The 26316-nt window shown below is 72.7% G+C and carries 23 protein-coding genes; 5 read left to right on the forward strand and 18 right to left on the reverse strand.

What is annotated here, in order from left to right:
* Both ACIOMQ_RS06230 and ACIOMQ_RS06235 read right to left on the reverse strand, forming a co-directional pair.
* Nucleotides 1-786 (reverse strand): response regulator transcription factor, encoded by a 786-nt coding sequence (locus tag ACIOMQ_RS06230; protein ID WP_362193220.1) that lies wholly within the window; start codon nucleotides 784-786, stop codon nucleotides 1-3.
* Nucleotides 787-1150: 364 nt separating this feature from the next.
* Nucleotides 1151-2434, reverse strand: coding sequence for an adenylosuccinate synthase (locus ACIOMQ_RS06235; protein WP_362193217.1), 1284 nt, complete (start codon nucleotides 2432-2434; stop codon nucleotides 1151-1153).
* A 186-nt stretch (nucleotides 2435-2620) separates the two neighbouring features.
* Between ACIOMQ_RS06235 and ACIOMQ_RS06240 the strand changes: the two genes are divergently transcribed.
* Complete coding sequence (locus ACIOMQ_RS06240; RefSeq protein ID WP_402188084.1) at nucleotides 2621-3478, forward strand: diacylglycerol kinase; 858 nt, start codon at nucleotides 2621-2623, stop codon at nucleotides 3476-3478.
* Nucleotides 3479-3537: 59 nt separating this feature from the next.
* Nucleotides 3538-5250: a hypothetical protein gene (locus tag ACIOMQ_RS06245; RefSeq protein WP_402188086.1), complete on the forward strand. Its 1713-nt coding sequence runs from the start codon at nucleotides 3538-3540 to the stop codon at nucleotides 5248-5250.
* A 21-nt stretch (nucleotides 5251-5271) separates the two neighbouring features.
* Here ACIOMQ_RS06245 and ACIOMQ_RS06250 read toward each other — a convergent pair whose 3' ends face one another.
* Nucleotides 5272-5808: a MarR family transcriptional regulator gene (locus ACIOMQ_RS06250; protein WP_362193208.1), complete on the reverse strand. Its 537-nt coding sequence runs from the start codon at nucleotides 5806-5808 to the stop codon at nucleotides 5272-5274.
* Between the two features lie 101 nt (nucleotides 5809-5909).
* Here ACIOMQ_RS06250 and ACIOMQ_RS06255 point away from each other — a divergent pair, with 101 nt between their 5' ends.
* The 3 genes from ACIOMQ_RS06255 (at nucleotide 5910) to ACIOMQ_RS06265 (ending at nucleotide 8918) form a co-directional block, all read left to right on the forward strand.
* Nucleotides 5910-6869, forward strand: a complete 960-nt coding sequence (locus ACIOMQ_RS06255) for an ATP-binding cassette domain-containing protein (RefSeq protein WP_402188088.1) — start codon at nucleotides 5910-5912, stop codon at nucleotides 6867-6869.
* Nucleotides 6866-8506 carry an ABC transporter permease gene (locus tag ACIOMQ_RS06260; RefSeq protein ID WP_402188090.1) on the forward strand — a complete coding sequence of 547 codons (1641 nt, stop codon included), beginning with the start codon at nucleotides 6866-6868 and terminating at the stop codon, nucleotides 8504-8506. Before ACIOMQ_RS06255 ends, ACIOMQ_RS06260 begins: the two co-directional genes overlap by 4 nt.
* An 82-nt stretch (nucleotides 8507-8588) precedes the next feature.
* Complete coding sequence (locus ACIOMQ_RS06265; RefSeq protein WP_401262354.1) at nucleotides 8589-8918, forward strand: hypothetical protein; 330 nt, start codon at nucleotides 8589-8591, stop codon at nucleotides 8916-8918.
* Between the two features lie 132 nt (nucleotides 8919-9050).
* Here the strand turns inward: ACIOMQ_RS06265 and ACIOMQ_RS06270 are convergent, their stop codons facing one another.
* The 15 genes from ACIOMQ_RS06270 to ACIOMQ_RS06340 all read right to left on the reverse strand — a co-directional run bounded on the left by ACIOMQ_RS06270 (nucleotide 9051) and on the right by ACIOMQ_RS06340 (nucleotide 26255).
* Nucleotides 9051-10289, reverse strand: coding sequence for a cytochrome P450 (locus tag ACIOMQ_RS06270; protein ID WP_401262351.1), 1239 nt, complete (start codon nucleotides 10287-10289; stop codon nucleotides 9051-9053).
* Nucleotides 10290-10531: 242 nt separating this feature from the next.
* On the reverse strand, nucleotides 10532-11233 hold the full coding sequence (locus ACIOMQ_RS06275) for a response regulator (protein ID WP_402188093.1): 702 nt from the start codon (nucleotides 11231-11233) through the stop codon (nucleotides 10532-10534).
* A complete protein-coding gene (locus ACIOMQ_RS06280; RefSeq protein ID WP_362193190.1) occupies nucleotides 11230-12567 on the reverse strand; it encodes a histidine kinase in 1338 nt (445 codons plus the stop codon). The genes ACIOMQ_RS06275 and ACIOMQ_RS06280 overlap by 4 nt, the downstream gene beginning before the upstream one ends.
* A 105-nt stretch (nucleotides 12568-12672) precedes the next feature.
* Nucleotides 12673-13548, reverse strand: coding sequence for an alpha/beta hydrolase (locus ACIOMQ_RS06285; protein WP_362193187.1), 876 nt, complete (start codon nucleotides 13546-13548; stop codon nucleotides 12673-12675).
* Nucleotides 13549-13742: 194 nt separating this feature from the next.
* Complete coding sequence (gene kynU, locus ACIOMQ_RS06290) at nucleotides 13743-14999, reverse strand: kynureninase (protein ID WP_402188095.1); 1257 nt, start codon at nucleotides 14997-14999, stop codon at nucleotides 13743-13745.
* Entirely contained in the window at nucleotides 14992-15840 is an 849-nt protein-coding gene (locus ACIOMQ_RS06295) for a tryptophan 2,3-dioxygenase family protein (RefSeq protein ID WP_401757223.1), read from the reverse strand. Before ACIOMQ_RS06295 ends, kynU begins: the two co-directional genes overlap by 8 nt.
* Before the next feature lie 220 nt (nucleotides 15841-16060).
* Nucleotides 16061-16474, reverse strand: coding sequence for a DUF3151 domain-containing protein (locus tag ACIOMQ_RS06300; RefSeq protein WP_351084151.1), 414 nt, complete (start codon nucleotides 16472-16474; stop codon nucleotides 16061-16063).
* Between the two features lie 235 nt (nucleotides 16475-16709).
* Nucleotides 16710-18227 carry a DHA2 family efflux MFS transporter permease subunit gene (locus tag ACIOMQ_RS06305; RefSeq protein WP_362193177.1) on the reverse strand — a complete coding sequence of 506 codons (1518 nt, stop codon included), beginning with the start codon at nucleotides 18225-18227 and terminating at the stop codon, nucleotides 16710-16712.
* A 96-nt stretch (nucleotides 18228-18323) separates the two neighbouring features.
* Nucleotides 18324-19130 (reverse strand): DUF6891 domain-containing protein, encoded by an 807-nt coding sequence (locus ACIOMQ_RS06310; protein WP_402188097.1) that lies wholly within the window; start codon nucleotides 19128-19130, stop codon nucleotides 18324-18326.
* Nucleotides 19131-19389: 259 nt separating this feature from the next.
* The gene (locus ACIOMQ_RS06315; RefSeq protein ID WP_401757218.1) at nucleotides 19390-20565 is read right to left on the reverse strand and encodes a MalY/PatB family protein; all 1176 of its coding nucleotides are present in this window, start codon (nucleotides 20563-20565) and stop codon (nucleotides 19390-19392) included.
* Nucleotides 20566-20652: 87 nt separating this feature from the next.
* A complete protein-coding gene (gene fbaA, locus ACIOMQ_RS06320) occupies nucleotides 20653-21684 on the reverse strand; it encodes a class II fructose-bisphosphate aldolase (RefSeq protein WP_362193168.1) in 1032 nt (343 codons plus the stop codon).
* A 225-nt stretch (nucleotides 21685-21909) separates the two neighbouring features.
* A complete protein-coding gene (gene pyrE / locus ACIOMQ_RS06325) occupies nucleotides 21910-22449 on the reverse strand; it encodes an orotate phosphoribosyltransferase (protein ID WP_362193165.1) in 540 nt (179 codons plus the stop codon).
* 227 nt (nucleotides 22450-22676) lie between these two features.
* Entirely contained in the window at nucleotides 22677-23477 is an 801-nt protein-coding gene (locus ACIOMQ_RS06330; RefSeq protein WP_402188099.1) for an aldose 1-epimerase, read from the reverse strand.
* A gap of 22 nt (nucleotides 23478-23499) precedes the next feature.
* Nucleotides 23500-24579, reverse strand: a complete 1080-nt coding sequence (locus ACIOMQ_RS06335) for a hypothetical protein (RefSeq protein WP_402188101.1) — start codon at nucleotides 24577-24579, stop codon at nucleotides 23500-23502.
* Nucleotides 24580-24656: 77 nt separating this feature from the next.
* Nucleotides 24657-26255, reverse strand: coding sequence for a polyamine aminopropyltransferase (locus ACIOMQ_RS06340; RefSeq protein WP_401986064.1), 1599 nt, complete (start codon nucleotides 26253-26255; stop codon nucleotides 24657-24659).
* Nucleotides 26256-26316: the final 61 nt, after the last annotated feature.

Genomic DNA, 26316 nt, shown 5'->3' on the forward strand with positions numbered 1-26316 from the left:
TCATCCGCCCTGCGCGGGCCCGGCGTCGCGCGACGCCTGCCGGAGGGACGGGGGCCCGGGGGCCGACGGACCGTGAGCCGGCGAAGGCCCGGAGACCGGCGGAGGCCGGGCGGTGTCGGGGGCGCGCAGCCGGTAGCCGGCGCCGCGGACGGTCTCCAGATGGGACCGTTCGCCCGGCCGGTCGACCTTGCGCCGCAGGTAGGCCACGTACTGGTCGACGACGTTGGACACCCCGTCGCAGGGGTAGTCCCACACGTGTTCCAGAATCCGGGTGCGGGTCAGCAGATCGCCCGGGTGCCGCAGGAACAGCTCCAGCAGGGCGAACTCCTTCGGCGACAGCTGAAGCTCCGCCTCCCCGCGCCACACCCGCCGGCTCGCCGGATCCATCCGCAGATCGCCCGCGGTGACGAGTGCCGGTCTCGCGTGGGAGCCGCGGCGCACCAGGGCCCGCAGCCTGGCGAACAGCTCGGCGAAGCTGAACGGTTTGGCCAGGTAGTCGTCGGCGCCGGCGTCCAGGCCGTGCACCCGTTCGCCGACCGAGCCCAGAGCGGTCAGCACCAGAACGGGGACCCAGCAGCCGTCGGCCCGCAGCCTCCGGCACACCTCCAGGCCGTCGAAGCCCGGCAGCATCACGTCCAGGACGATCAGGTCGTAGGACACTTCGGAAGCCTGCCAGACGGCGTCCGGGCCGTCCGCGGCCACATCGACCGCGTACCCCTCCTCCGTGAGCCCGCGCCGCAACAGCTCCGCCGTGCGGACTTCGTCCTCGACCACCAGCACCCGCATGGTTCCACGGTAGGAGCATCGCGGGGGCACCACATGTCGTGATGTCCCCACGCCCCGGGAAGTACGGGAAGGGAGTGACGAGAAGGAAGTGCGGGGGCTCCCCCACCACCGTGGACGCGCAGGACGGCGACGCCGGAATACGGGAACCGGCCGGCCGGGGAGCGGACCGCAGAACCGGATCGCCGGATCGCCGTCGCGCTCTTCCGCCTCGTCGTCGACGACCGCGTACCGCTGAGGAACCTGACCCCCGCCGGCATCCGGAAGACCTGCCGGGGCGACAGCCGCGACGGGAAGCACGCGGCGCCGGAGGAAACGCGGAGAGGGCCGGAACACACCGTCCCGGCCCTCCGCGCGTCCGCCGCTCCTAGAGGAAGGAGTTGATCTCGATGGTCTCGGTGCGGCCGGGGCCGACACCGATCGCGGAGATCGGGGCGCCGGACATCTCCTCCAGCGCCTTCACGTACGCCTGCGCGTTCTTCGGCAGATCGGCGAAGGTCTTGGCCTTCGTGATGTCCTCGGACCAGCCCGGCAGCATCTCGTAGACCGGCTTCGCGTGGTGGAAGTCGGTCTGGCTGTACGGGAGTTCCTCGACGCGCTTGCCGTCGATCTCGTACGCGACGCACACCGGGATCTGCTCCCAGCCGGTCAGCACGTCCAGCTTGGTGAGGAAGAAGTCGGTGAGGCCGTTGACGCGGGTCGCGTACCGCGCGATGACCGCGTCGAACCAGCCGCAGCGACGGTCACGGCCGGTGGTGACACCGCGCTCGCCGCCGATCCGGCGCAGCGCCTCGCCGTCCTCGTCGAGCAGCTCCGTCGGGAACGGGCCCGCGCCGACACGGGTGGTGTAGGCCTTGAGGATGCCGATGACCCGGCTGATCTTCGTCGGGCCCACTCCGGCACCGGTGCAGGCGCCGCCCGCAGTCGGGTTGGAGGAGGTGACGAAGGGGTACGTGCCGTGGTCGACGTCGAGCAGCGTGCCCTGACCGCCCTCGAAGAGGACGACCTTGCCCGCGTCGATGGCGTTGTTCAGGACGAGCGTCGTGTCGGCGACGTACGGCTTGATCTGCTCCGCGTACTGGAGCATCTCCTCGACGATCTTGCCGGACTCGATGGCGCGCCGGTTGAAGACCTTGGCGAGAAGCTGGTTCTTCTGCTCCAGGGCCGCCTCGACCTTCTGCTCCAGGATCGACTCGTCGTAGAGGTCCTGGACGCGGATGCCCACACGGTTGATCTTGTCGGCGTACGTCGGGCCGATGCCGCGGCCCGTCGTACCGATCTTGCGCTTCCCGAGGAACCGTTCCGTCACCTTGTCGACGGTCACGTTGTACGGGGTGATCAAATGGGCATTGCCGCTGATCAGCAGCTTGGACGTGTCCACGCCGCGGTCGTTCAGCCCACTCAGCTCGGAGAGCAGGACGGCCGGGTCGACGACGACACCGTTTCCGATGACCGGGGTACACCCCGGCGAAAGGATTCCGGAGGGGAGGAGATGAAGTGCGTACTTCTGGTCACCGACGACCACCGTGTGGCCGGCGTTGTTGCCGCCTTGGTAGCGCACCACATAATCCACGGATCCACCGAGGAGGTCGGTGGCCTTTCCCTTGCCCTCGTCACCCCACTGAGCACCGAGCAGCACAAGTGCGGGCACAGGCGTACACCCCTTCTGGGCGGGGCATGTCCAAGGTCAGGGGGCGTACGTAAACGTCGTACATGCCGTACGACGATGTACGACAAGGCCTGAACCGTCGAACCGGGTGCCCCGGAATAGACGAAGCCCCTGGCGCAATAGCGCAAGGGGCTCTTGCACCAAGATGCTACCCGAGGAAGGACCGAGGTGTCGGCTGCCCAGCCCCCCGGCGACGGTGCGCACCAGCTGCTGGTGGTCATCGACCCGGTAGCCCGCCGGACCGACGGCGAATCCGTCCGCATCGCGAAGGACGTGCTCAGTGCCGGTTCGCACGCCAAGATCTGCCTGCCCGACGGCCCCGAGGAATTCGCGCGGGTCTTGTCCCGCCGGGGCAGTCGGCGGCCGGTGGTGGTCGGCGACGACCGGGCGCTGCGGCGGGCGGTGGCCCTGCTGCACCGGGAGCGGGAGCCGGCCGAGAGCGCGCTCGCGCTGATCCCGGTCGGCGCCCCGGCCGCGCTGGAACTCGCCCATGCGCTCGGCGTGCCCCGGGGCGCGGTGGCGGCGGCGCGCACCGCGCTGGACGGGGCCGTACGCAGGCTCGACCTGCTGGTCGACGACAGCGACGGCGTCGTCCTGGGTGCGCTGCACATCCCGGCCCTGAGCACGCTGCCCGGCGCGGCGGCGGCCCGTACGGGGGCCACGACGGTCTGGGACACCTGCCGCACCCTGGTCCGCACCCTGGTGCACCCCGCCCCGCCGCCGTCCTCCGCCCCACCGCGCACCCACCGGCTGCGGGTCGAGGCGGACGGCGTCCTGCTCAACGATCTGGACTGCCCGGTCGAGTCGGTGACGGTGACCTCGCAGGGCGGCGACGGGGGCCTCGCGGAGGTGGTGATCCGCCTTCCGTCCGGCGAACCGGTGACGGCGGAGGCGAAGGCCGTCACGGTCTCGGGCGCGGACTTCCGCTACCGGGCGGACATACACATCGGCGGTCCGGTCCGGACGAGGACCTGGACGGTACGGGCCGGGGCCTGGGGACTGATGCTGCCGGCGGCCGAGGGGTAGCCTCCGGCGCGGGGCCGGGGGCAGACCGGGCGGGGACGGGCAGAAGGGTGGGGCCGGAGATGCCGGACGGTTCAGAGGGCGCGGACAGACCGGGGGCGGGCGGACCGGGGGCCGACGCGAAGGACTCGGGGGCGACGACGGACCCGGGTGGGACGGCAGAGGCAAGGGAGGCGGCGGACGCGGGGGCGGGCGGGGCGGCCCCGGCCGCGCTGGACCTGCCGGGGACGGCGGGTGCGCTGGAACGGTATCGGGCCTCGGCCCGGCGCTGGTTCGGCGGCGGCGCGGCGGGGGTGTGCTCGGCGGTGTTCCTCGCGGTGTCCGTCGGTGGGTGGTCCGTGATTCCGACGCTCGGCGGACTCGGCGGGGCGCTGCTGGTGGGCGGCGCCGTGGTGGGGCGCCGGGCCCGGCGGATGCGCCGGGCGCTCGGCGCCGGACCATGGGTTGCCCACGCGTCGGTCGCCCTGCAGCGCGGCAGCAGCGGGGCCGTCGTGGTGCTGGGCGGGCCAGGGCAGGGTGAGCTGCTTCCGCTGGCGCCGTCCACCGCTCAGTGGCGCTTCCACCTGCTGAACGGCCCCGGCGGGGTGCTGTGGTGGTGCGGCGATCCCCGCAGAGGAGGTGTGCTGGCGCCGCCCGGCGGCACGGAGCTGATCTGGGCCAAGCCGGTACGGGACCGCCGGGCCCGTACGATCGCGGCCCGCCCGGAGGCCGGTGGCCTCCACACCCGCCCGGCCCCACGCCAGCCGCAGATCGCACCTGGCGATACGACCGGGGCAGGGGCCGGGGCAGGGGCTCGGGCACGGGCAGGGGCAGGGGCCTTCGGCGGTGTGGTCCGGCACGGCGTACGGGGGCGAGGGACGAGGGGCGGGAGGCCGTCGTCGTACCCGCTGCCCGACCGGCCGTGGGTGCGTGGGGGACGACCGGGCGCCGGACCGGGCGCCGAGCTGGACGGCGGACCGGACGGCGAGCTGGACAGAGGACCGGACGGTGGACCTGGCAGCGGACCGGACAGCCGGGCCGTCACGGAGTCCGTGCCGCCCCGCGCGGAGTCCACGCACCTCACCTACGCCGCGTTCGCCGCCGTGGCGGAACGCCAGGCCTGGCTGCGCGGCCCGGACCCGGTCAGGCCACGGGCGGCGGGCCCTGTACGGGTGGGGCAGGAGGTGACGTGGTGGCGGGTACCCATGCTGCGGTACGTCGCCGGAACCGCGGGGACCTCGTGGGCACTGGGATACGCAGGCGTCATCGCCGGGTTGTGCTGGGTCGTGGACGCCGGTGCGGTCCCGGACTTCTTCCGGGGGCTCGCCGTGCTGAGTGGGCTCCTGGGGCTCTACGGCGCCTGGCGGATGTTCCGTTCGGGCATCCCGCTCGCGCGCCGGCTGGCCCGTGCCGCTGTCGCTCCGGAACCACGGGCCCGGCGGTACGCCCTGCTGTGCGACGCGGACAACGCAAGTGCCGCACCCCTGCTCGTGCTCTTCCCGGAGAAGACGGCGGGCAAGGGGACGGACGGAGGAACGGCCGGGGGTGCCGACGGCGACGCCGCTCCGGAGGGGCTGCTGCGGCTTCTGCCGCCGGGGCCGGACAAGTGCCCCTGGGCGGGGCTGCCCGCGCCGACCGGCACGGCGGAACTGCGCTGCCGGCCCGACGGGCCGCCCCTGGTCGTCGCCTGGATCGAGGGGCGCCCGTACTGGCCGCAGGACGTGTACACGGACATCGATCCGTCCGACCCCCGCGCCCTCGACGCGCTTTCGGACCTGGTCCCCGGCCCGGTGTGACGGGCGTCGGCCCGCACTTCTTCAGGCGCTCGTGACCCGGCGCCCGTCGGCCGTCGGAAGGTCGAGCGTCTTGCGGTGCTCGCGCCAGCGGTCCATCAATCCGCCCAGCTCCTCCTGCAGGAACTCGAAGAAAGCCGCCGTCTCGGCGAGCCGGGCGCCGGCCGGGGTGTGCTCGCCCAGGGTGCGGGCGCCTTCCTTGAGGGTGCTCTCCCAGCGGGTGAGCACCCGGTCGCGGCTGGCGAAGGTGGTGTACCAGACCTCGTCGTGCAGGCGGTAGCGGTCCCGGCGCGATCCCGGGTCGCGTTCGCGGCCGACCATGCTGACCTGGGTGAGGTAATTGACCGCGCCGGACACGGCTGCCGGGCTGATCTGCAGCGCCATGGCGAGCTCCGCGGAGGTCATGGACCCGTCGTCGTCCGCGAGGAGCGCGGCGAAGACGCGGGACGCCATCCGCTGCATCCCCGCCTCGGTCATCTCGGACGCGAACCGCTCCACGAACCGCGACACGGCCTCCGCGTCACGCCCGTCACGCGTGTTCTGTTCGGTTCCGCTGGTCATCGCCCGATCGTCTCCCCTGATTCCACGGCCTCTGCCGCGCCCCCAACTTTATACGCTTCCTTAGCTTCACAAATTTGTGAACGTAGCGTACCTTCAGAAACATGACGAAGGCAATCACGGTGGCCGGGCTGCACAAGTCGTTCGGTCGGACGCACGCGCTGGACGGTCTCGACCTCATGGTCGAGACCGGTGAGGTCCACGGCTTCCTCGGACCCAACGGCTCCGGGAAGTCCACCACCATCCGGGTGCTGCTGGGTCTGCTGCGGGCCGACTCCGGCGCGGCCCGGCTGCTCGGCCGCGATCCGTGGAACGACGCGGTGGAGCTCCACAGACGCGTCGCGTACGTCCCGGGTGACGTCACTCTGTGGCGCAACCTCTCCGGCGGCGAGGTGATCGACCTGTACGGGCGGCTGCGCGGCGGCCTGGACCCGGCCCGGCGCGCCGACCTCGTCGAGCGGTTCGAGCTCGACCCGACGAAGAAGGGGCGTACGTACTCCAAGGGCAACCGGCAGAAGGTCGCCCTCGTCGCCGCGTTCGCCTCCGATGTCGATCTGCTGATCCTCGACGAGCCGACGAGCGGGCTCGATCCGCTGATGGAGGAGGTCTTCCAGACCTGCGTCGCCGAGGAGCGTGCGCGCGGGCGGACGATCCTGCTGTCCAGCCACATCTTCAGTGAGGTCGAGTCACTCTGCGACCGGGTCAGCATCATCCGCCAGGGGCGGACGGTGGAGACCGGTTCGCTGGCGGACATGCGCCATCTGACGCGTACGAACATCAGCGCCGAGCTGGCCGGCGCACCCAACGGGCTCACGCGGCTGCCCGGCGTCCACGACCTCGACGTCCAGGGCCTGCGGGTCACGCTCCAGGTCGACACGGACAAGCTGGACGCCGTCCTCAAGTCGCTCTCCGCATCGGGGATACGGACCCTGACCAGCACCCCGCCCACCCTGGAGGAGCTCTTCCTGCGTCACTACGCGGCCGATGCGACCGACACGGCCGACGCGACCGACATGGCCGACGCGACGGACGGCGGCGAGGGCGCGGGGGTGGCCGCGCGATGACTGCCGTGACCACGCCCGCACCGGCCGGTGCGGGACACCGGACCGGTACCGGCACCGGGGCGGGACAGCTCGCCGGTACCTGGACCCTGCTGAGGCTCGCCCTGCGGCGCGACCGGATCATGTTGCCGATCTGGGTGATCGTGCTCGGCGGCTCCTTCTCCTCCGTCGGCAGGTCCTTCGCCTCGCTGTACGACACCGCCGCCCAGCGCGCCGGACTCGCCGCGTCGATGAACGGCAACAGCTCGCTGCGCGCGCTGTACGGGCCGGTCTTCAGCGACTCCGTCGGCGGGCTCGTCAGCTGGCGGATGGTCGGCTTCGGCGGAGCGCTGGCGGCCGTGATGAGCCTGATCGTCGTCATCCGGCACACCAGGGAGGAAGAGGAGACCGGCCGCCAGGAGATGCTCTCCTCCGCCATGGTGGGGCGCCGCGCCCCACTGACCGCCGCACTCCTCGCCGCGCTGATCGCCGACGGCGCGCTGGCGCTGGTGATCGCGGCCGGCATGGCCGGCTCCGGCGCGGGTGGTGCCGGAGCGGTGGCGCTCGCCCTGGCGGTGGCCGGGATCGGTGTGCTGTTCGCCTGCACCGCCGCGATCACCGCACAGTTCACCGAGAGCGCACGGCTCGCGAAGGGATTCACGGCGGCGGTGATCGGTGCCGCGTTCGTGCTGAAGGCGGCGGGCGACTCGGCGACGGACGACGGATCGTCCCTGCTGACCTGGCTCTCCCCCCTCGGCTGGGCGGAGAACGTGCGCGCGTACGCGGACGAACGCTGGTGGGTGCTGCTCGTCATCGCGGCCGCCGTCGCCGTCCAGGCGGCCCTCGCGTACACGCTGACCGGACGGCGCGATGTCGGCATGAGCTTTCTGGCGACCCGCCCGGGGCCCGCACGGGGGCGGATCTCCACGGCGTTCGGTCTGGCGCTGCGGCTCCAGCGCGGTGCGCTGATCGGCTGGACGCTGTCCTTCGCCGCGGCCGGTGTCGTCTTCGGCGGGCTGACCGGCGGAGCGGCGGACCTCGTCGGCGACAACGCGAAGACCCGGGAGATCTTCGAGCGGATGGGCGGACAGGCCGGTCTGACCGACGCGTTCCTCGCGGCGATGGTCTCCGTGCTCGGGATGGTCGCGGCGCTGTACATCGTCGCCTCGGTGCTGCGGCTGCACAGCGAGGAGACCGCCGGACGCGCCGAACCGGTGCTGGCGGGCGGGGTGAGCCGGATCGGGTGGGCGGCCGGCCATCTGGTCATCGCGTTCGGCGGCGCCGCCTTGATCATGGCGGTGGGCGGCCTCGGCCTGGCCGCCGGCTACGGACGTGAACTCCCCGCCGTGCTGGGCGCGTCGCTGGTGCAGCTGCCGGCGATCTGGCTGCTGGGCGGGATGACGGTCCTGCTGTACGGGGCGCTCCCGAAGGCCGCGGTGGCGTCCTGGGGCGTGGCCGGAATATGCCTGGCGCTGGGGTGGATCGGGCCCGCCATCCATATGCCGCAGCCGGTGATGGACGTATCCCCGTTCACGCATCTGCCGAAGCTGCCGGGGGGCACGGGGATGGAGTGGGGACCGGTGCTGGCGCTCACCGCGGCAGCTGTGGTGCTGGTGGGCGCCGGGGTGGCGGCGCTGCGGCGACGCGATGTCCTGACGTGATGGGGCGGGGAGGGCGCCCGGTGACGGCGGGCCCCTCCCGGGGTGTGCAACCTTCCCGTGGTGCGTTCGCGTCGACCAGATCATGGAGAACCGACGTGAAGCCATCCGCGGGGTCGCCGGATGTGCGGTCGCCGCCGCCGGTGGAGCCGCCGGGATGCTCGCCTGGGCCCCCTACGGTCGGCGCGGCCTCTTCGGCGGCTTCGAGGGCGCGATGGAGTGGGACGTGCTCCGGCTCGGGCTGCCGGTCATGACCCTGGGCGGCATCGCTGCCGGAATCGCCCTCTTCGCCCTCGTGCAGGGAAAGTGGCGGCAGGCGCTCGGGGCGGCGGTGCTCCTCACGGCCCTCGCGGGCTTCGGGGTCGCTTTCGACGTCCTGGAAGGCCCGCCGCCGATGTGCGGGCCGGGGTGCTGAGCCCCTGCTCCCGCCCCGTCCCGCCCAACGCCCGTCCCGCCCAACGCCCGTCCCGGTTAACGCCCGTCCCGCCCTTCCCCCGCCCCACCCCTTCCCTTCCGTTGCCCCTTCCCCGCTCCCCCGCTCACCCCGTCACAGTTCGACGCGCAGTTCCTTCAGGCCCCTGATCACGTAGCCCGGGTTCCACTCCGGCTCGGTCGTCAGCCGCAGGTTCGGGGCGCGACGCAGCAGCTCGCCGAAGGAAGCGGCCAGTTCGACCCGGGCCAGTGGGGCGCCCAGGCAGAAGTGGATGCCCGCGCCGAAGGTGATGTGCGGGTTCTCCCGGCGGGCCAGGTCCAGGGTGTCCGGGGCCGGGAAGCGGGCCGGGTCGCGGTTGGCGGAACCGAAGAGCAGGGCCACCTCGGAGCCGCGTGGAATGACCGTGCCGTCGATCTCGATGTCGTCGAGGACCCAGCGCTCGAACATCTGCAGCGGAGTGTCGTACCGCATCAGCTCCTCGACCGCCGTCGGCAGCAGCCCGTGGTCGGCGCGCAGGGCGGTTAGCTGCTCGGGATGGCGCAGCAGCGTCCACCAGCCGTTCACCGTGGTGTTGACGGTCGCCTCGTGGCCCGCGTTGAGCAGCAGCACACAGGTGGAGATCATCTCCTGTTCGCTCAGCCGCTCCCCCTCGTCGTGGGCGGCGATGAGCGCGGAGATCAGATCCGTGCCGGGGTTCTTGCGCCGCTCCTTGATCAGCTCGCGCAGATACGCGGAGAAGTCGAGCGAGGCACGGACCGCGGCACGGGCGGTTTCGTCGGAGGGGTTGAGCTCGAACATTCCGCAGATCGCCGCCGACCAGGGCCGCAGCGGGGCGCGGTCGGACTCCGGAATGCCGAGCATCTCGGCGATGACGGCCACCGGCAGCGGCTCGGCGACCGACGCGAGCAGATCACCGCCGCCCGCCTCGACGAACGAGTCGACCAGCCCGGCGGCCAGCCGTCGCACGGTCGGAACGAGCTGCTCGACGGTACGCGGGGTGAACGCCTTGGACACCAGGCGCCGGATCCGGGTGTGGTCGGGGGCCTCCAGGTCGAGGAGCCCCTGTCCGTTGAGGGTGTGGAAGGGCTCGTGCTCGGCGGGCGGCGGCGTGCGGCCGAACTCCTCATGGGTGAAGCGGTGCAGATAGGTACGGCCCAGGCGGCGGTCGCGCAGCAGGGCCGACACGTCGGAGTAGTGCGGTACGAGCCACTGGTCGGTGGGCTCGAAGTAATGCACCCGGCCGGCGGCACGCAGCCCGGCGTAGGCGGGGTACGGGTCGGCGACGAACGCCGGGGACCAGGGGTCGAAGGGCTCGCAGGAGCCGTCGGCCGCGGAATGTGAAGACGGATGCATGTACGGACGCTAACCGGACCGGACGGTCACCGGCCACACCCGCCCCGGTACGAGCCGGCCGACGTACACCCGCTCCCGGTACGGGCCACGCCGGCCACCCACCCCCGTCCCCCGTACCGGCCGCCCCGTCGGCCCCAACCGCCCCGACCCGCCCCCGGCCCGACCCCGGCCCCAGCCCCCAGCCGCCTCGGCTCGCCTCGGCTCAGGAAGGCGTGATCAGGCTCAGGAAGGCGTGATCAGGCTCAGGAGGGCGTGACCAGCCGGGCCTCGTATGCGAAGACGGCCGCCTGGGTGCGGTCGCGCAGCCCCAGTTTCACCAGGATGCGGCTCACATGCGTCTTGATGGTGGACTCGGCGACCACCAGATACGAGGCGATCTCCGCGTTGGACCGGCCCTGCGCGATGAGCACGAGCACCTCCGTCTCCCGCTCCGTGAGGTCGCCGATCCTGGCGAAGGCGGGCGGCCGCGGGCTCTCGGCGATCTTCGAGAACTCGCTGATCAGCCGCTTGGTGACGGTCGGGGCGAGCAGCGCCTCACCGGCGGCCACCACCCGTACACCGTCGGCGAGTTGCCGGGCGGAGGCGTCCTTGAGGAGGAAGCCGGACGCCCCGGCCCGCAGCGCCTGGTACACGTATTCGTCCAGGTCGAAGGTGGTCAGCACCAGCACCTTGGCGTCCGCGTCGGCGGCGACGATCTCGCGCGTGGCGTCGATGCCGTTGAGCTCCGGCATCCGGATGTCCATCAGCACCACGTCGGGACGCAGCGCCGCGACCTGCGCGATGGCCTGCCGGCCGTCGACGGCCTCGCCGACGACCTCGATCCCCGGCATGGCGTTGAGCAGCACCGAGAAGCCCTCGCGGACCATCATCTGGTCGTCGACGATCAGCACCCGGATGGGCTGGGCGGCGGAGGTGGAAGCGGAGGTGAAGGGCGACGTGGTCATACCTGCTCCACCTGCGTCTCCTGCTGCTCGTCCGTTCTGTCCGCGGACTGGACGGGGATGAACGCGGTGATCTCGTAACCGCCCTCCCTCGTCGGTTCGGCCGTCATGTCGCCGTTCAGCATCGCGACGCGCTCCCGCATCCCCGTGATCCCGTGACCGGCCCCCGGCGAGGCCTTCACCGGCCCGGTCGGCGGCCCGTTGACGACCCGCAGCCCGAGTCCGCCCAGCACGTAGCCGATCTCGACCTTGGCAGTGGCGCCCGGTGCGTGCCGCAGCGTGTTGCTGAGGGCTTCCTGAATGATCCGGTAGGCCGACAGCTCGACGCCCTGGGGCAGTTCACGTACCGCGCCGGTGGTCGTCCTCTCCGTCTCCAGGCCCGCCTCGCGCACATTGGCGAGCAGCCCGTCGAGCTGGGCGAGGGTGGGCTGCGGGGCGTCCGGCGCCTGGTAGTCCTCGGCCCGTACGACGCCGAGGACCCGGCGCAGTTCGGTGAGGGCGGAGACCGCGTTCTCCCGGATCGTGACGAAGGCCTGCTCCAGCTCCGGCGGCGGATTCTCCACCCGGTACGGGGCGGCCTCGGCCTGGATCGCGACGACCGACATGTGGTGGGCGACGACGTCGTGCAGCTCCCGGGCGATGGTGGTGCGCTCCTCCAGGAGTGTGCGCCGGTCGCGTTCGACGGCGGTCACGGTGCGCTGCACGGTCACCTGGCGCTCGGCGTCGCGACGGATCTGCACCACGGCCACCACCAGCAGCGCGAACGCGGAGACGACGGCGAAGGGGGAGGCGGTCGACGTGGGGTGCCCGCCGCGGCCGAAGTTCTCCAGCACGACGCCGAGCAGCAACGTGAAACCCCACATCCAGGCGGCGGTACGGGGCCGGGTCCGGGCGGCGACCACGATCAGCACCACCAGGTGCGAGAAGAAGGTGCTCGGTGCCCAGGGCCAGTAGCCACCGCCGGCGACCGCCGCGAACGGGATGAGCGCCATCGATATCCAGAACGCGCCGACCGGCCTGACCAGCGTCATCAGTACGGTCGCCGCCGGAAGCAGCGCGAGCACGACGGTATCGAACATGAAGCGCAGCGCGAAGGAGTCCGACGAGACGAGGCCCAGGAAGGCCGCGAACAGCGCGACTGCCCCGACCAGGGCGTGGGGTGTCCAGGCGGCACGCTCACGCATCCGCTGGGGCAGCTGCCGGACCAGCGGCCCGTCGGTCCGCATCCGCTCCAGCGGACGGTAGGCGAAGGCGTCACGGAAGAGGTCCTGCCGCAGGCCGCCCAACGCCCCGGCGGCCAATCGGTACTCGGGGCTTCTGTTCTTGGTCTCGGTCACGTTTCCAACGGTAGGGGCCGAACCGGCGCGGGTCGTCAGCAGTGCTGCGGATCCCGCGCCGTCCGTCGCAAGTACTACGGGCCCGCACCGCCGTCGGACCGCCGCTCACCAGGCCAGCTGGGCGAGCTCCTCCGCCACCACCGCGCACGCGTCGCTCGCCGGATCGATCAGCGGGTAGTGGCCGACGTCGGGCAGCAGGGTCAGGCCCACCGTCTCCCCCGCCTTCGCCGCCGCGTCGACGAAAGCCTCCGAGACGGCCTGCGGCACATCGAGGTCGGTGGTGCCCTGCACCACGGTCGTCGCGATGCCGGTGGGCAGCAGTGCGGCCGGGTCGGTGTGCGCGGCCCGTTCCCCGAAGTCCTCCTCGCGGCCGAGGAGCTGGCCGACCGCCCCCGAGCACACGTCCAGCTCGACGGCCGCGGCGAAATCGGCGATCGGCGCGAGAGCGACGACGCCCCGCAGCGGCGGCGGTGCGGGCAGCCGCCACGGCGAGCCCTCGGGCAGGACGTGCCGGGCGGCGGCCCACAGGGCGAGCTGTCCGCCGGCGGAGTGCCCGGTGAGGACGATCCGCCGGGTGTCGGCCGCCGGAAGTTCCCGGGCCAGCAGGTCCGGCAGCGCGTCCATCGCCGCGGCGACGTCGTCGAAGGTCTCCGGCCAGCGGCCCGCGACCGGACCGGCACCCCGCTGCTGCGGGATCTCGCCGCCCCGCCGGTACTCGACACTGGCCACGGCGAAACCGCGCCGGGCCAGGAAGTCCGCGAACGGCGACACGTGCTGCCGGTCGTACGGCGCCCGCCACGCCCCGCCGTGCAGGACGACCACGACCGGCGCACCGGCCCGGCCGTCGCGCGGGGCGTAGAAGTCGATCAGCTGGTCGGGGTGGTTGCCGTAGGCGGCGGACGCATCGGGGGCGACCGGTGGATGCGAGAGGGCCGACTCGGTCTCGGCTGCGTCACGATCACGCGCGGCAGAATCCGACATGCTGCTCCAACCGTCCTGTATCCGAGCTGTATTGATCCGTATCCGAACCCAACTGGGCTGACCTGCGGGGACGGTACCAGTACGGGAGGTTCCCGTACCCGTGGAAGGATCATGACAGGGGCGGACTCCACGAGGAGTCCGCCCCTGCCCCGGGTCCCGGGGCCGGTTCCCCGCTCCGGGTCGGCGCACCCGGGTCAGCGCCCCCGGCTCTCCGGCACCTCGCCCAGCGCCTCACCCGGCACCTCGCCCAGTACCTCACCCAGGACCCGCGCCGCCCGCTCCACGTCCGCGAAGCCCACGTACAGCGGGGTGAACCCGAACCGCAGCACGTCCGGCCGCCGCAGGTCCCCGACGACGCCCCGTGCGACGAGCGCGCCCATCACCGGCTCCGCCGCCTCGCACCGCAGCGCGACCTGGCTGCCGCGTTCCGCGTGCGCGGCGGGGGTGAGGGAGGTGACCCGGCCCTCGGGCGCGTACGCGGCGACGCACTCCAGGAAGAAGTCCGTCAGCGCCAGGGACTTGGCCCGTACCGCCTCGACCGGCACCCCGTTCCACACATCGAGTGACGCTTCGAGCGCCAGCATGGACAGGATGTCGGGGGTGCCGACGCGGCCCCGTACGGCACCGTCCGCCGGGGCGTATCCGGGGGTCATGCCGAACGGGTCGGCGTGCGACGTCCACCCCGGCAGGGGCGAGTCGAAGGCCGCCTGGTGGCGCTCGGCGACGTACAGGTAGGCGGGCGAACCGGGACCGCCGTTCAGGTACTTGTACGTGCAGCCGACCGCGAGATCCACGCCGTGCGCGTCGAGCCCGACGGGCAGGGCGCCCGCGCTGTGGCACAGGTCCCACACCGCGAGACCCCCCGCCGCATGCACGGCGGCGGTGAGTCCGGGCAGGTCGTGGAGTCTGCCGGTGCGGTAGTCGACATGGTTGAGCAGGACGGCGGCGGTACGCGGACCGAGGGCGTCCGGTACCTCGGCGGGGGTGACCGGGACGAGCCGGTGGCCGGTCATCCGGGCCGCGGACGCGGCGATGTACCCGTCGGTGGGGAACGTCGTCGCGTCGACGAGGATCTCGTCGCGCTCCCCGGGCGCCAGCCGGCTCGCGGCGACGACGGCCTTGAAGACGTTCACGCTGGTGGAGTCGCCGACGACGATCTGCCCGGCCGCGGCCCCGACGAGCGGCGCTATCCGGTCGCCGATCCGCTCCGGCGCGGTCCACCAGCCGCTCTCGTCCCAGGACCGGATGCGCAGCTCGCCCCACTCGCGGGTGAGGACCTCCTGCATCCGCGCGGGTACGTGCGCGGGCAGTGCGCCGAGCGAGTTGCCGTCGAGGTAGACGGTGTCGTCGAGGGTGAACAGCTCGCGCAGATCGGCGAGCCGGTCGGCGTCGTCGAGCGCCGCGGCCCGCGCGGCGAAGGCCCCGGACGCGGCGGCGAAGGTCTCAGACATGGCTGCGCGCCGACCACAGCTCGGGGAAGACGTTCTTCGTGGCCCGCTTCTCCAGCCACGCGACCCCGGCGGAACCGCCGGTTCCGGTCTTCGAGCCCATCGCGCGCCGGGTGGCGACGAGATGGTCGTTGCGCCAGCGCCACACCAGTTCGCCGACATCGGTCAGCGCCTCGCCGAGCCGGACCAGTTCGTCGTGCTGGTCGGGGTTGGCGTAGATCTCCGCCCAGACGGCCTCGACCTCGGGGGACGGTTCGTACTTCTGCGTGAGATCGCGGCCGAGGACGGCCTGCGGTACGGCGTGGCCGCGCCGGGCGAGCAGCGCGAGCGTCTCGTCGTACAGGCTCGGTTCGGCGAGCGCCTTCTCCAGCTCGGCGTGGACGCGGGGCGCGCCGCGGTGCGGCACGAGCATGGACGCGGACTTGTCGCCGAGCAGGAACTCCATCCGCCGGTACATCGCGGACTGGAAACCGGAGCCCTCGCCGAGGGCGCCGCGGTAGGAGTTGAACTGGGCGGGGGTGAGCTGGGCGAGCGGCGTCCAGGAGGCGTTGAGCGCCTCCAGTTCCCGCACCGACCGCTTGAGCGCGTCGCGGGCCACGGGCAGCCGGTCCTCGCGCAGGGCGTGTGCGGCGGTCTCCCACTCGTGGACGATGACGGTGAACCACAGCTCCATGACCTGGGTGGTGACCAGGAAGACCATTTCGCCCGGGTCGTCGGAGCGAAGGTGCTGGAGATGGGTCAGGACGTCCGCCTGGACATAGTCCTCGTACGGAGTCGTTCCCGCGAAGTCGAGGTGCGGGGTCTGCGCACCGGTGGCTTCGGGGTCGGGGTGGATCGTCGACATTGCTGTCTCCTCGACACGAGCTTCCGGGTAGCGGTCCGCCCCTTCCGCGAGGTGGTGGAGCTCCGGTCCCCTGTCGGCATCCTAGACGGGGCTCGCTGAGGAGCGCAGGCCCCGCGGACGTACGGCTGTCCGCGGGGTCCGGAATGCATGCGTCGGACGGGTACGTCCAGGGTCTTTCGTTTGGATCAGGCCGAGCCCGGCGTGATCCGAACGAGAGGCCCTAGCCGAGGGTCTCCGCGGCGGTCGGCGAGGAGTCGCGGAGGAACGTCGAGCAGCGCTCGTACTCCTCCTGCTCGCCGATCGCCTGGGCGGCCCGCGCCAGGGCGTGCAGGGCGCGCAGGAAGCCGCGGTTCGGCTCGTGCTCGAACGGTACGGGGCCGTGGCCCTTCCAGCCGGCCCTGCGCAGCGCGTCGAGGCCGCGGTGGTAGCCCGTGCGGGCGTAGGCGTACGACTCGACGACGCGGCCGCCCTCGAACGCCTCGTCGGCGAGCTGTGCCCAGGCCAGGGAGGAGGTCGGGTACTTCGCGGCGACGTCGGCGGGGGCCGTGCCGTTCGCGAGCAGCTCGCGCGGCTCCGGGTCGTCGGGCAGGTGGGTCGGGGGAGGTCCCCCGAGCAGGTTCTCGTGGATCGACATGGGTTCAAGTGTGCCTGGCACATGCGCGCCGGGGTACCCGAGCGCTGCACGGAGGGCTGGTTCACGCCGGGTGGTGCGGGAGCGCGCCGCGAGGAGCCCGTGCGCGCCTGACGTGCTTGCGCGCCTCACGTGCCCGCGCACCCCCACACCCCCGCGCCCCGGCACCCCGACCCCCCGACACCCCCGCACCCCCGCACCCCGGCACCCCGGCACCCCGGGCGCACGGCGCCGGCGGTCAGTCCGCGTCCTGGTCCCGTGTCTCCTCCTGCGCGGGTTCCAGCGGCGGGGCGGCGACGCCGCAGTGCACCGTGCACTCGGGGCGCTGCTTCTCCTCGTCCGTGACGGGAGGCTTCCTCACGGTCGCCCAGGCGATCAGCGAACCCAGCACGAGGAGCCCGGCGCACATCGGCATGGCCCGCCGGAACGTCGAGGCGAACTCGTCGGCGTTCCGGTAGGCCTCCGGGCCCATCCCGGCGAGCAGCGGCAGCGCGGCCACCGCGATCAGCCCGGCGGCGCGGGCGGCCGCGTTGTTGATGCCGCTGGCGAGGCCGGCCCGTGCGGTGTCGACCGAGGCCAGGACGGTCGCGGTGAGCGGGGCGACCACGGTGACGAGTCCGACGCCGAGTACCCCGACGGCGGGGAGCACATCGGTGAGGTAGCCGGAGACGGAGCTCGATCCCGGCCCCACCCGCAGCATCAGCAGCATTCCGGCCGCGGCCACCAAGGGGCCCGCGGTGAGCGGGATGCGGGGCCCGATGCGCTGCCCCAGCTCGCCCGAGGAGGCCGAGAACAGCAGCATCAGCACGGTCGTGGGCAGCAGGGCCGTGCCCGCGCCGAGGGCCGAGTACCCGGCCACGACCTGGAGCTGGATCGCGGACAGGAAGAAGTAGCCGCCGAGTGCCGCGTACACGCAGAGGGTGATGATGTTGACGACGGTGAACTGCCGGGACGCGAACACCGACGGCGGCAGCATCGGGTCCGGCCGCCGCCGCTCCAACCGCACGAACGCCACCGCGAGCGCGACCCCGCCGACGGCCGCCCCGATCACCGCGCCGGACGCCCCCTGTCCCGGCGCCTCGATCAGCGCGTAGGTCACCAGGGCGAGGGCGAGCGCGCCGAACACGGCGCCCAGCACGTCGAAGCGCCCGTGCGCGTGCGGGTCACGCGATTCCGGTACGTGGCGCAGCGCGACCGGCAGACAGACCGCGGCGAGCGGCACATTGAGCAGGAACACCCACCGCCAGCCGGGCCCGTCGACGAGCCACCCGCCGACGAACGGACCGACGGCGGCACCGATCCCGCCGAACCCCGACCACAGCCCGACGGCGCGGGCCCGGTCGTCCGGATGGAAACTTGCCTGGATCAGCGCCAGCGAACCGGGGGTGAGGAGCGCCCCGCCGATTCCCTGGAGAGCACGGGCGGAGATCAGGACGGCCGCGTTCGGCGCGATGCCGCACAGCACGGACGCGGTGGCGAACCAGACGACTCCGACGACGAAGACCCGCCGCCGCCCGTACCGGTCGCCGAGGGCGCCCCCGAGCAGGATCAGCCCGGCGAGGGTCAGCATGTAGGCGTTGACGGTCCACTGGAGGGCGGCCAGATCGGTGCCCAGGTCCTTGCCGATGCGGGGCAGGGCGACGTTGATGACGGTGGAGTCCAGCATGGCCATGCTGGAGCCGAGGACGGTGGTGAGGACGACCCAGCGTCCGGCCGGGGAGGCGACCCGGATGGCTCCTGTCTCTGCGTCAGGCATACGAGCAGCATCCCCGCTCCCCGCCGCCCGGGCCATCGGGACGGCGGGTGCTTTTCGAGGGGGTGCTTTCGAGGGGGTGCTTTCGAAGGGGTGCGGTCAGCCGGTCAGCGCGAGGGACGGGCGGCTGTCCCCCGCGCCGTCCCATTCCACGGGGAACCCGGCCTCACGGAACGCCCGGACGACGAGTCCACCGGCGTGTTCCATCGCCCGGGTGCTGCCGTCCGGGGCGCCCCAGAACGCCAGGGAGAGCCGGCCCGTGGCCCGTGCGCGTGCGGCGTCCTGCCGTATGTAGAAGCAGAACCCGACGAGCCGGGCCGGGCCGCCGCCGCGTGTCCGGGCGGCTTCGGAGCAGTCGTCGAAGCCGTCGGACTGGGTGGTGCCCGCGTCGGCCAGCGCGACGAACCCGGCCGCGTCCAGCCCGTCCAGGACCCGGCCGACCCGCTTCTCGGCGTCCCGCCATTCCGCCCGCGACAGCTTCCGCCCGGACGCCGTCGTGGTGACCCCGGCCGGTGCCGGCGGCTCGATTCCGGCGGCGGCCGCCAGGAGCGCGGCGACCTCCGGAACCCGCACGTTGACGGTGACATGGACGCCGTGGTCCTCGGTGACGTCGGGATCCGCCCCACGGGCGAGCAGCAGCTCGACGGCTTCCGGGGCCGGTGAGAACTCGGCGGCGAGGTAGAGGGCCGTACGCCCGTCGGGGCCCCGCTGCTCGACGGGAGCTCCGGCGTCGAGCAGCACGGCGAGTGCGGCGGCCGCCCGCACCGGATCCGCCTCCGCCCCCATCGCGGCCAGGTGCAGGGCGGTCCAGCCGTACTCGCCGGTCGCGGTGACATCGGCCCCGGCGGCCAGCGCGGCCCGCAGCGCGGCGGCGTCACCGGCGCGCGCGGCTTCGAAGACATCCATCGGCAGCTGCCCCAGACCTGCGGGATCACGGAAAAGCCCCTGGTCCGGGCAGGCCCCGGGCCGGAGCAGGCGCCGGGGCGGCCCGAGTCGGAGCCGGCCGGCACCACGCACCCCCTGTGCGCAGAGCCCGGGCGGCCTCGGTCCAAAGGCGGAGTCCGACCCTACGACACGGCTTCCCCTACGACACGGCTTCTCTACGAAACGGCTCCCCCACGACGCGGCTTCCCTACGAAACGGCTTCCGCACGACACGGCTTCCCTTACGACGCGGCTTCCGCAACGGCCCGGACGCCCCGGATCAGCGCCTCCACGCCCGCCTCCGCCTTGGACCTCGGGCATCCGACGTTCAACCGCACGAAGCCCTCGGCCCCGTACACCGCCCCCGGCATCACCGCGACCTTCTCGCGCTCGATCAGCACCCGCTGCAACGCCTCGTCGTCGGCCACACCCGCCGGGCGCAGATCGATCCACGCCAGGTAACCGGCCTGCGGCGGCTCCCAGCCCAGTTCCGGGAACGCCCCGTTCAGCCGTTCCGCGACCAGCGCCAGATTCCCGGCGACATACGCGCGGACCTCGTCCAGCCACGCCCCGGCCTCCCGGTACGCGGCGATGTGCGCGGTGAGCGACAGCACGGCCGGGGAGGCGAGCCCCTCCGCCGTCTCCATCCTGCGCAGGAACTCCGCCCGGTCGGCCGGGTCGGCGATCAGACCGTACGAGCCGGTCAGCGCCGGGAAGTTGAACGCCTTCGACGCGGAGGAGATCACCGCCCAGCGCCCCTCACCGCCGACCCGCGTCCACGGCACGTGCACGCGCCCCTCGTGCACGAAGTCCGCGTGGATCTCGTCGCTGATCACCGCGACCCCGTACCGCGCGGCGAGCGCGGCCATCCCGCTCAGTTCGGCCTCCGTCCACACCCGGCCCGTCGGGTTGTGCGGCGAGCACACGAGAAGGACCTTGCTGTCGGGGCGGGCGAGCTCGCGTTCCAGCGCGGTCGTGTCTCCCACCGGCACGCCCCTCAGCTCGCGCCCGAGCCCGGTGATCGCCTTGCGGAAACCGTCGTACGTCGGGGCGTGGACGACGACGCCCTCGCCCTCGGCCGTCCACATCTGGAGCAGCTGGGAGAGCTGGCTGAGCACGGACGGCCCGTACACCAGCTGCCCGGTGTCTATGCGGGTCCCGTACCGGGTCGCGTACCAGTGGGCTATCGCCGAACGGAAGTCGTCCTGCTGCCAGGTCGTGTAGCCGAACACCCCGTGGTCGAGCCGGTCCCGCAGCGCGCTCAGCACCTCCGGTGCGGTCTCGAAGTCCATGTCGGAGATGGTGAACGGCAGCAGCCCGTCCACCCCGAACCGGTCCGCGACCCCGTCCCACTGGATGCACCAGGTGCCCCGGCGGTCGACGACGGTGTCGAAGTCATAGTGCGCACTGGAACTCACAGCGATCCCTCTTCCCCTCTCTCGGACACGCCGTGGGCCCGGCACCCCCAGGGGTACCGGGCCCACGGCCACACTTCGTACCGGCCGCTACTTCAGCTTGGTGCCGGTGGAACGCAGGTTGGCGCAGGCCTCCGTGACGCGCTTGGCCATGCCCGCCTCGGCGGACTTGCCCCAGCTGCGCGGGTCGTAGACCTTCTTGTTGCCGACCTCACCGTCGACCTTCAGCACGCCGTCGTAGTTGCGGAACATGTGGTCCACGATCGGGCGGGTGAAGGCGTACTGGGTGTCGGTGTCGAGGTTCATCTTCACGACACCGTTCTCCAGCGCGGTGGCGATCTCCTGCTCGGTGGAGCCGGAGCCGCCGTGGAAGACGAAGTCGAACGGCTGGCTACCGGCCGCCTTGCCGTACTGGGCGGCGACGCCCTCCTGGAGGTCCTTCAGCAGCTCGGGACGGAGCACGACGTTGCCCGGCTTGTAGACGCCGTGGACGTTCCCGAAGGAGGCGGCCAGCAGGTAGCGGCCCTTCTCGCCCAGGCCGAGCGCCTCGGCGGTACGCAGCGCGTCGTCGACGGTCGTGTACAGCTCGTCGTTGATCTCGTGCGTGACGCCGTCCTCCTCGCCACCGGTCGGGGTGATCTCGACCTCAAGGATGATCTTGGCGGCGGCGGCCTTGGCGAGCAGTTCCTGGCCGATGGCCAGGTTCTCGGCGAGGGTCTCGGCCGAACCGTCCCACATGTGCGACTGGAACAGCGGGTTCTGCCCCTGGGCGACGCGCTCGGCGGAGATGTCGAGGAGCGGACGTACGTAACCGTCCAGCTTGTCCTTGGGGCAGTGGTCAGTGTGCAGCGCGACCGAGATGTCGTACTTGGCGGCGACGATGTGCGCGAACTCGGCAAGGGCGACGGCGCCCGTGACCATGTCCTTCTTGTACTGGCCGCCCAGGAACTCCGCCCCACCGGTGGAGATCTGGACGATGCCGTCGCTCTCCGCCTCCGCGAAGCCGCGCAGCGCAGCGTGCAGGGTCTGGGTCGACGTCACATTGATGGCCGGGTAGGCGAACTTGCCTGCCTTCGCCCGGTCGAGCATCTCGGCGTAGACCTCGGGGGTTGCGATGGGCATCTGACCGCTCCTTGGGATGTGCGGGTGTGCGTTGCTGGTTCCCTGACCTGGGGGCGACGTCATCGTCGCCCCCATCCTCCCAGACTCTCGCTCCGGCTCCACCCGGCCTGCCGCCCCACCAGTCCTACGGGTGGTTCACGGGCATACGCCAAGGGCCGGCCGTTTCACGTGAAACAGTCGGCCCTTGACGAAAACAGCAGGTCAGCCCCTACGTCACTCCAGCTGTCAGGCCAGCCCGAGGTCGGCCACCGAGTAGACGTGGACATACGGGAGACCGGCCTCCGCGATGGCCGGAGCCGCGCCACGCTCCACGATCACGGCAACGGCGACGACCTCGCCGCCGGCCTCGCGCACCGCCTCGACGGCCGTCAGCGGCGAACCGCCGGTCGTCGAGGTGTCCTCCACCACCAGACAGCGGCGGCCCTTCACATCCGTGCCCTCGATGCGGCGCTGCATCCCGTGCGCCTTCTGCGCCTTGCGGACGACGAACGCGTCCAGCTCCTGCCCCCGCGCGGCGGAGGCGTGCAGCATCGAGGTGGCGACCGGGTCGGCGCCCAGCGTCAGCCCGCCCACGCAGTCGTAGTCCAGCTCGGCGGTGGCGTCGAGCATGACCTGACCGACCATCGGAGCGGCCTTGCCGTCCAGCGTGATGCGGCGCAGGTCGATGTACCAGTCGGCCTCAAGACCCGAGGAGAGGGTCACCTTGCCGTGTACCACGGCCTTGTCCTTGATCTGCTGGAGCAGCTCAGCACGTACGTCAGTCATGGCTACGAGCTTAAGGCGCCCGCCTCACGGCCCGTGCCGACCGGTTGTCCGGCCCCCGCCGCAGCACCCGCCCGGAGCCCGTGCCCGTGCCCGGAGCCCGTGCAGGGAGCCCTCGCCCGGAGCCCTCGCCCGGTAGCAGCTCCTGGAGGCGGGGAGACCGGCCGGATGAAGCGCCCGGAGCCCCAGCCCGGGTCGGGGCCCCGCCCGGGTCAGAGCCCCCGCCCGGGTCAGAGCCTGCGCCAGCTCCAGGTCGTCGCGATCTCCAGCGGCTCGATCGGAGTGACGTACCGGGGGTCGGTGTTCAGCCCGTTCGGCGGACCGGACTGCGGCTCCACGCAGACCGCCTCGGCCTGCTCGTCGTAGACCACGACCCACTCGGCCCGGCTCTTCACCGTCAGCTCCAGCTGATCCGGCCAGGTGAGCGTCACATCGACGCCGTCCGGCATCCCGAAGCAGTCGTCCCACGGGCCGGGCAGGGGCGGGATGCGGCGGCCGGTCGGCAGATGGTTCTCGCCCCGCTCCTCCTGCCAGGCCGGGTCGAACGCCAGCTGTACGTCCTCGCCACCGCCGCCGAGGTTGCGCAGGAACCAGGGGTGCCACCCGGCCTGCGCCGGGAACGAATCCCCGTACGTCTCGATGCCGAAGGCGAGCATGAGCGAGTCCTCGGCCAGCTCGAACGTCTGAGTCACCCGGCCCGGATACGGCCAGGGGTCGGCCAGGTCGTAATAGAAGGCGGCCTCCCGCTCACCCGTCCGGGCGGGCTGCCAGGCCGTGTCCCTGCCGGTGCCGTGGATGGCGTGCGGCGGGGAGTTCAGCGGCAACCGGTGCGGGACACCGCCGTTGTGGAAGACGCCGTTCTCGGTGCGCCCGCACCACGGCACCATCGGGAAGCAGCCGTACCGCTCCCCCTGCCGCAGCAACTCGGTACCACCGATCCGCAGGCTGCTGATGCGGCAGCCGTTGGCGGGGCTCACGGTCAACTCTGCGTCGCCGACGGACAGCCGGACGTCCTTCTCGCTGCTACTCACCGGACCGACATTACTGGCGCGGCTACCTCCGCCGCCTGAGCGCCCGGCTCACCACGACGGCCGAGGCGAGCGCGAGCGCCGCGGCGGGGGCCACCCAGCGGAGCGTGGCGCCCGCGGTGGTCGAATCGGGTGACGGCACGGGCGCGTACCGGCCGCGCGGCGGCGCGTGGTCGACCTCCTCGGCGCTGCGGCCGATCATGGTCCGCCTGGCGTGCGCGGCCTCGGCCGGCGGGCCGTCGGGGACGGTGAACTCCACCTCCGCCGCGGGGTCGAGCGACGGCGGGGGCACGGGGGCGTCGAAGACGGAGCCCGTGCCCGGGGGCTTCCCGGCGGCGGACGTCCCGTCCGTGGCGGCGTCGTCCGTGGGCGCGCCGTCGGCGTCGTCGGCAACGGCATCGGCATCGGCATCGGCATCGGCATCGTCGGCCGTGTCGTCGGCCGTGTCAGCTGCGTCGGCGATGTCCGGTCCGGCGTCACCGGCGGCCTCCGGGGCAGTGCCACGGGCGGTGGCCGCGCCGGTCGTGTCGGCCTCCTCGGCCGCCTCCTCGATGGCCTGCTCCACCGCTTCCCCGACGGACCGCTCGGCCTCGTCGAGGACCTCGCCCACCGCCTCGCCGCCGGCGGGGCCGCCCGTACCGCCACCCGCACCGCCGCCCGCCAGCGTCTCCGTCACCAGCTGCTGCGCGAAGCGGTCCAGCAGGCGGCGGGCCGCCGCGAGCGCCGCCGCCGGGTCCAGGTCCAGGAGGCGGCCGTCGCCGCTCGCCGTGCCCGTGAACCCGATCGTCGTGCCGTCGCCCTTGCGCGTCAGGCCGATCGTCAGGGCCAGCTTCGCCGCGCCGGTCCCCCGGGCCTCGACGCCCTCACCCGTCACCAGGACCGCACCCCCGTCCGGGCCGTCCGGCGGGGAAGCGGTGAACCGCAGCGCACCGCGGTACGTGATCGTGTGGCCGTCGATCCGGATCTTGAGCCGACCGGTCAGCGGGCCCGCGGACGCGTCGGCATCCTGCTGGAGCCCCGGTACGCAGCGCGCGACGCGGGCGGGATCGCCCAGCGTCCGCCGAAGGGACGGGACCGGAACCGGAACGAACACCTCATGCTCCATGGAAACCGAGCCTACTCAGCCCCGGCCATCCCGTCAGCGATTCCGCGTCGCGAGGCCGCCGGGCGGACGGCGCCCGGTCACCGGCCCTCCCAGTACCGCGGATGCACCAGCGTCGACGGCGGCAGCCCGCACGGCCGGGCGCTCTCCGCCTCCCGCCCCGCGCGCGCCAGCGAGGGCTGTGTCAGCGACCGCAGCCCCGGCGCTCCCGGGGCGAGGCGGAGCTTCGGCGCCCCGCCCCGGGCGGCCAGGACGAAGCCCCAGCCGTCCTCGGCCTGCGCCCGGTGCGTGGCCCGGTCGGGGCCGGCCGCGAAATCGGAGAGCCGGCCGCTGATCCGGTACGGGCGGGTGTGCAGGCCCGCCGCCCTCATCGACGCCTCCACCGTCCAGTACGTACGCGGCCGGGTCACCGGCGGGCCCCCGTGCACCACCAGCCGGCCGCCCGGGGCGAGGGCCTCGGCGATCAGCCCGTAGAACTCCGCCGAGTACAGCTTCGTGCTGGCGGAGATCCCGGGGTCGGGCAGATCGGAGATCACCACGTCGTAGCTGCCGTGCGCCGCCCGCAGCCAGGTGAAGGCGTCCGCGTCGACGGTCGTCAGCCGCGGGTCGCGGAACGCATGGGCGTTCAGCGCCGAGAGCGCGGAGTCGGTACGGGCCAACCGGGTGACGCCGGGGTCGAGCTCGACGAGGGTGACAGCGCGTACGTCCGGGTAGCGCAGCACCTCCCGGGCGGCGAGTCCGTCGCCGCCGCCCAGGACCAGGACGCGGGCGCGCGGCCCGTTCATCGCCGGGTGCACCAGCGCCTCGTGGTAGCGGTACTCGTCGCGCGCGCTGACCCGCAGCCGCCCGTCCAGGTACAGGTCCAGGGAGCTGCGGCCCGTCCCCGTCAGCACGATCTCCTGGACCCCGGTCTGCAGCGCGACCCGCACCCCGTCCCCGTACACGGCGCGCCGTGCCGCCCGCTCGAAGTCGTCGACGAGCGCCGTGGCGGTGGCGAGCGCCGCGATCACGGCGGCGTTGACGAGGATCAGCAGCCACCGGGAGCGCGGGGTGAGGTCCCGCCGGAACACCCACAGCACCAGCGCCCCGCCCGCCGCCGCGTTGACCGCGCCGGTGAACAGCGCCCCGGTGAGCTGTCCGAGCACCGGCAGCAGCAGAAAGGGGAACGCCAGCCCGCCGACCAGCGCGCCCACGTAGTCGGCGGCGAACAGATCCGCGACGGCCCCGCCCGGGTCCTGCCGGTCGACGCGCTGGATCAGCGTCATCAGCAGTGGAATCTCCGCCCCGATCAGGACGCCGATCGCGAGCGAGAACCCGACCAGGGCGAACCGCGACTCCCCTATCCAGGCGAACGACGCGTACAGCACGACCGCCGAGGAACCGCCGACGAGTGCGAGCGCCGCCTCGATCAGCCCGAAACCCACCGCGGCACGGCTGCGTAAACGTTTCGCGAGGAGCGAGCCGACGCCCATCGCGAACACCATCACGGAGAGCACGACGGACGCCTGGGTGACCGAATCACCGATCAAGTAGGAGGCGAGCGCCACCAGTTCGAGCTCGTATACCAGACCGCAGGCGGCACAGATGAAGACAGCGGCCAGCACGAGACATCGACCGGTCCTCGGCCGTACGGGAAGACGCGCCGCACCCCTTCGCAGCGACACATGCTGGTCGATCATGAGGCGAACGCTACGTTACGACGAGGTGGCCGCCTGTCACCCACAAGGATGTAAGTGGCGT

The organism is Streptomyces sp. NPDC087845, from assembly GCF_044742755.1.
Taxonomy (GTDB): Bacteria; Actinomycetota; Actinomycetes; order Streptomycetales; family Streptomycetaceae; genus Streptomyces.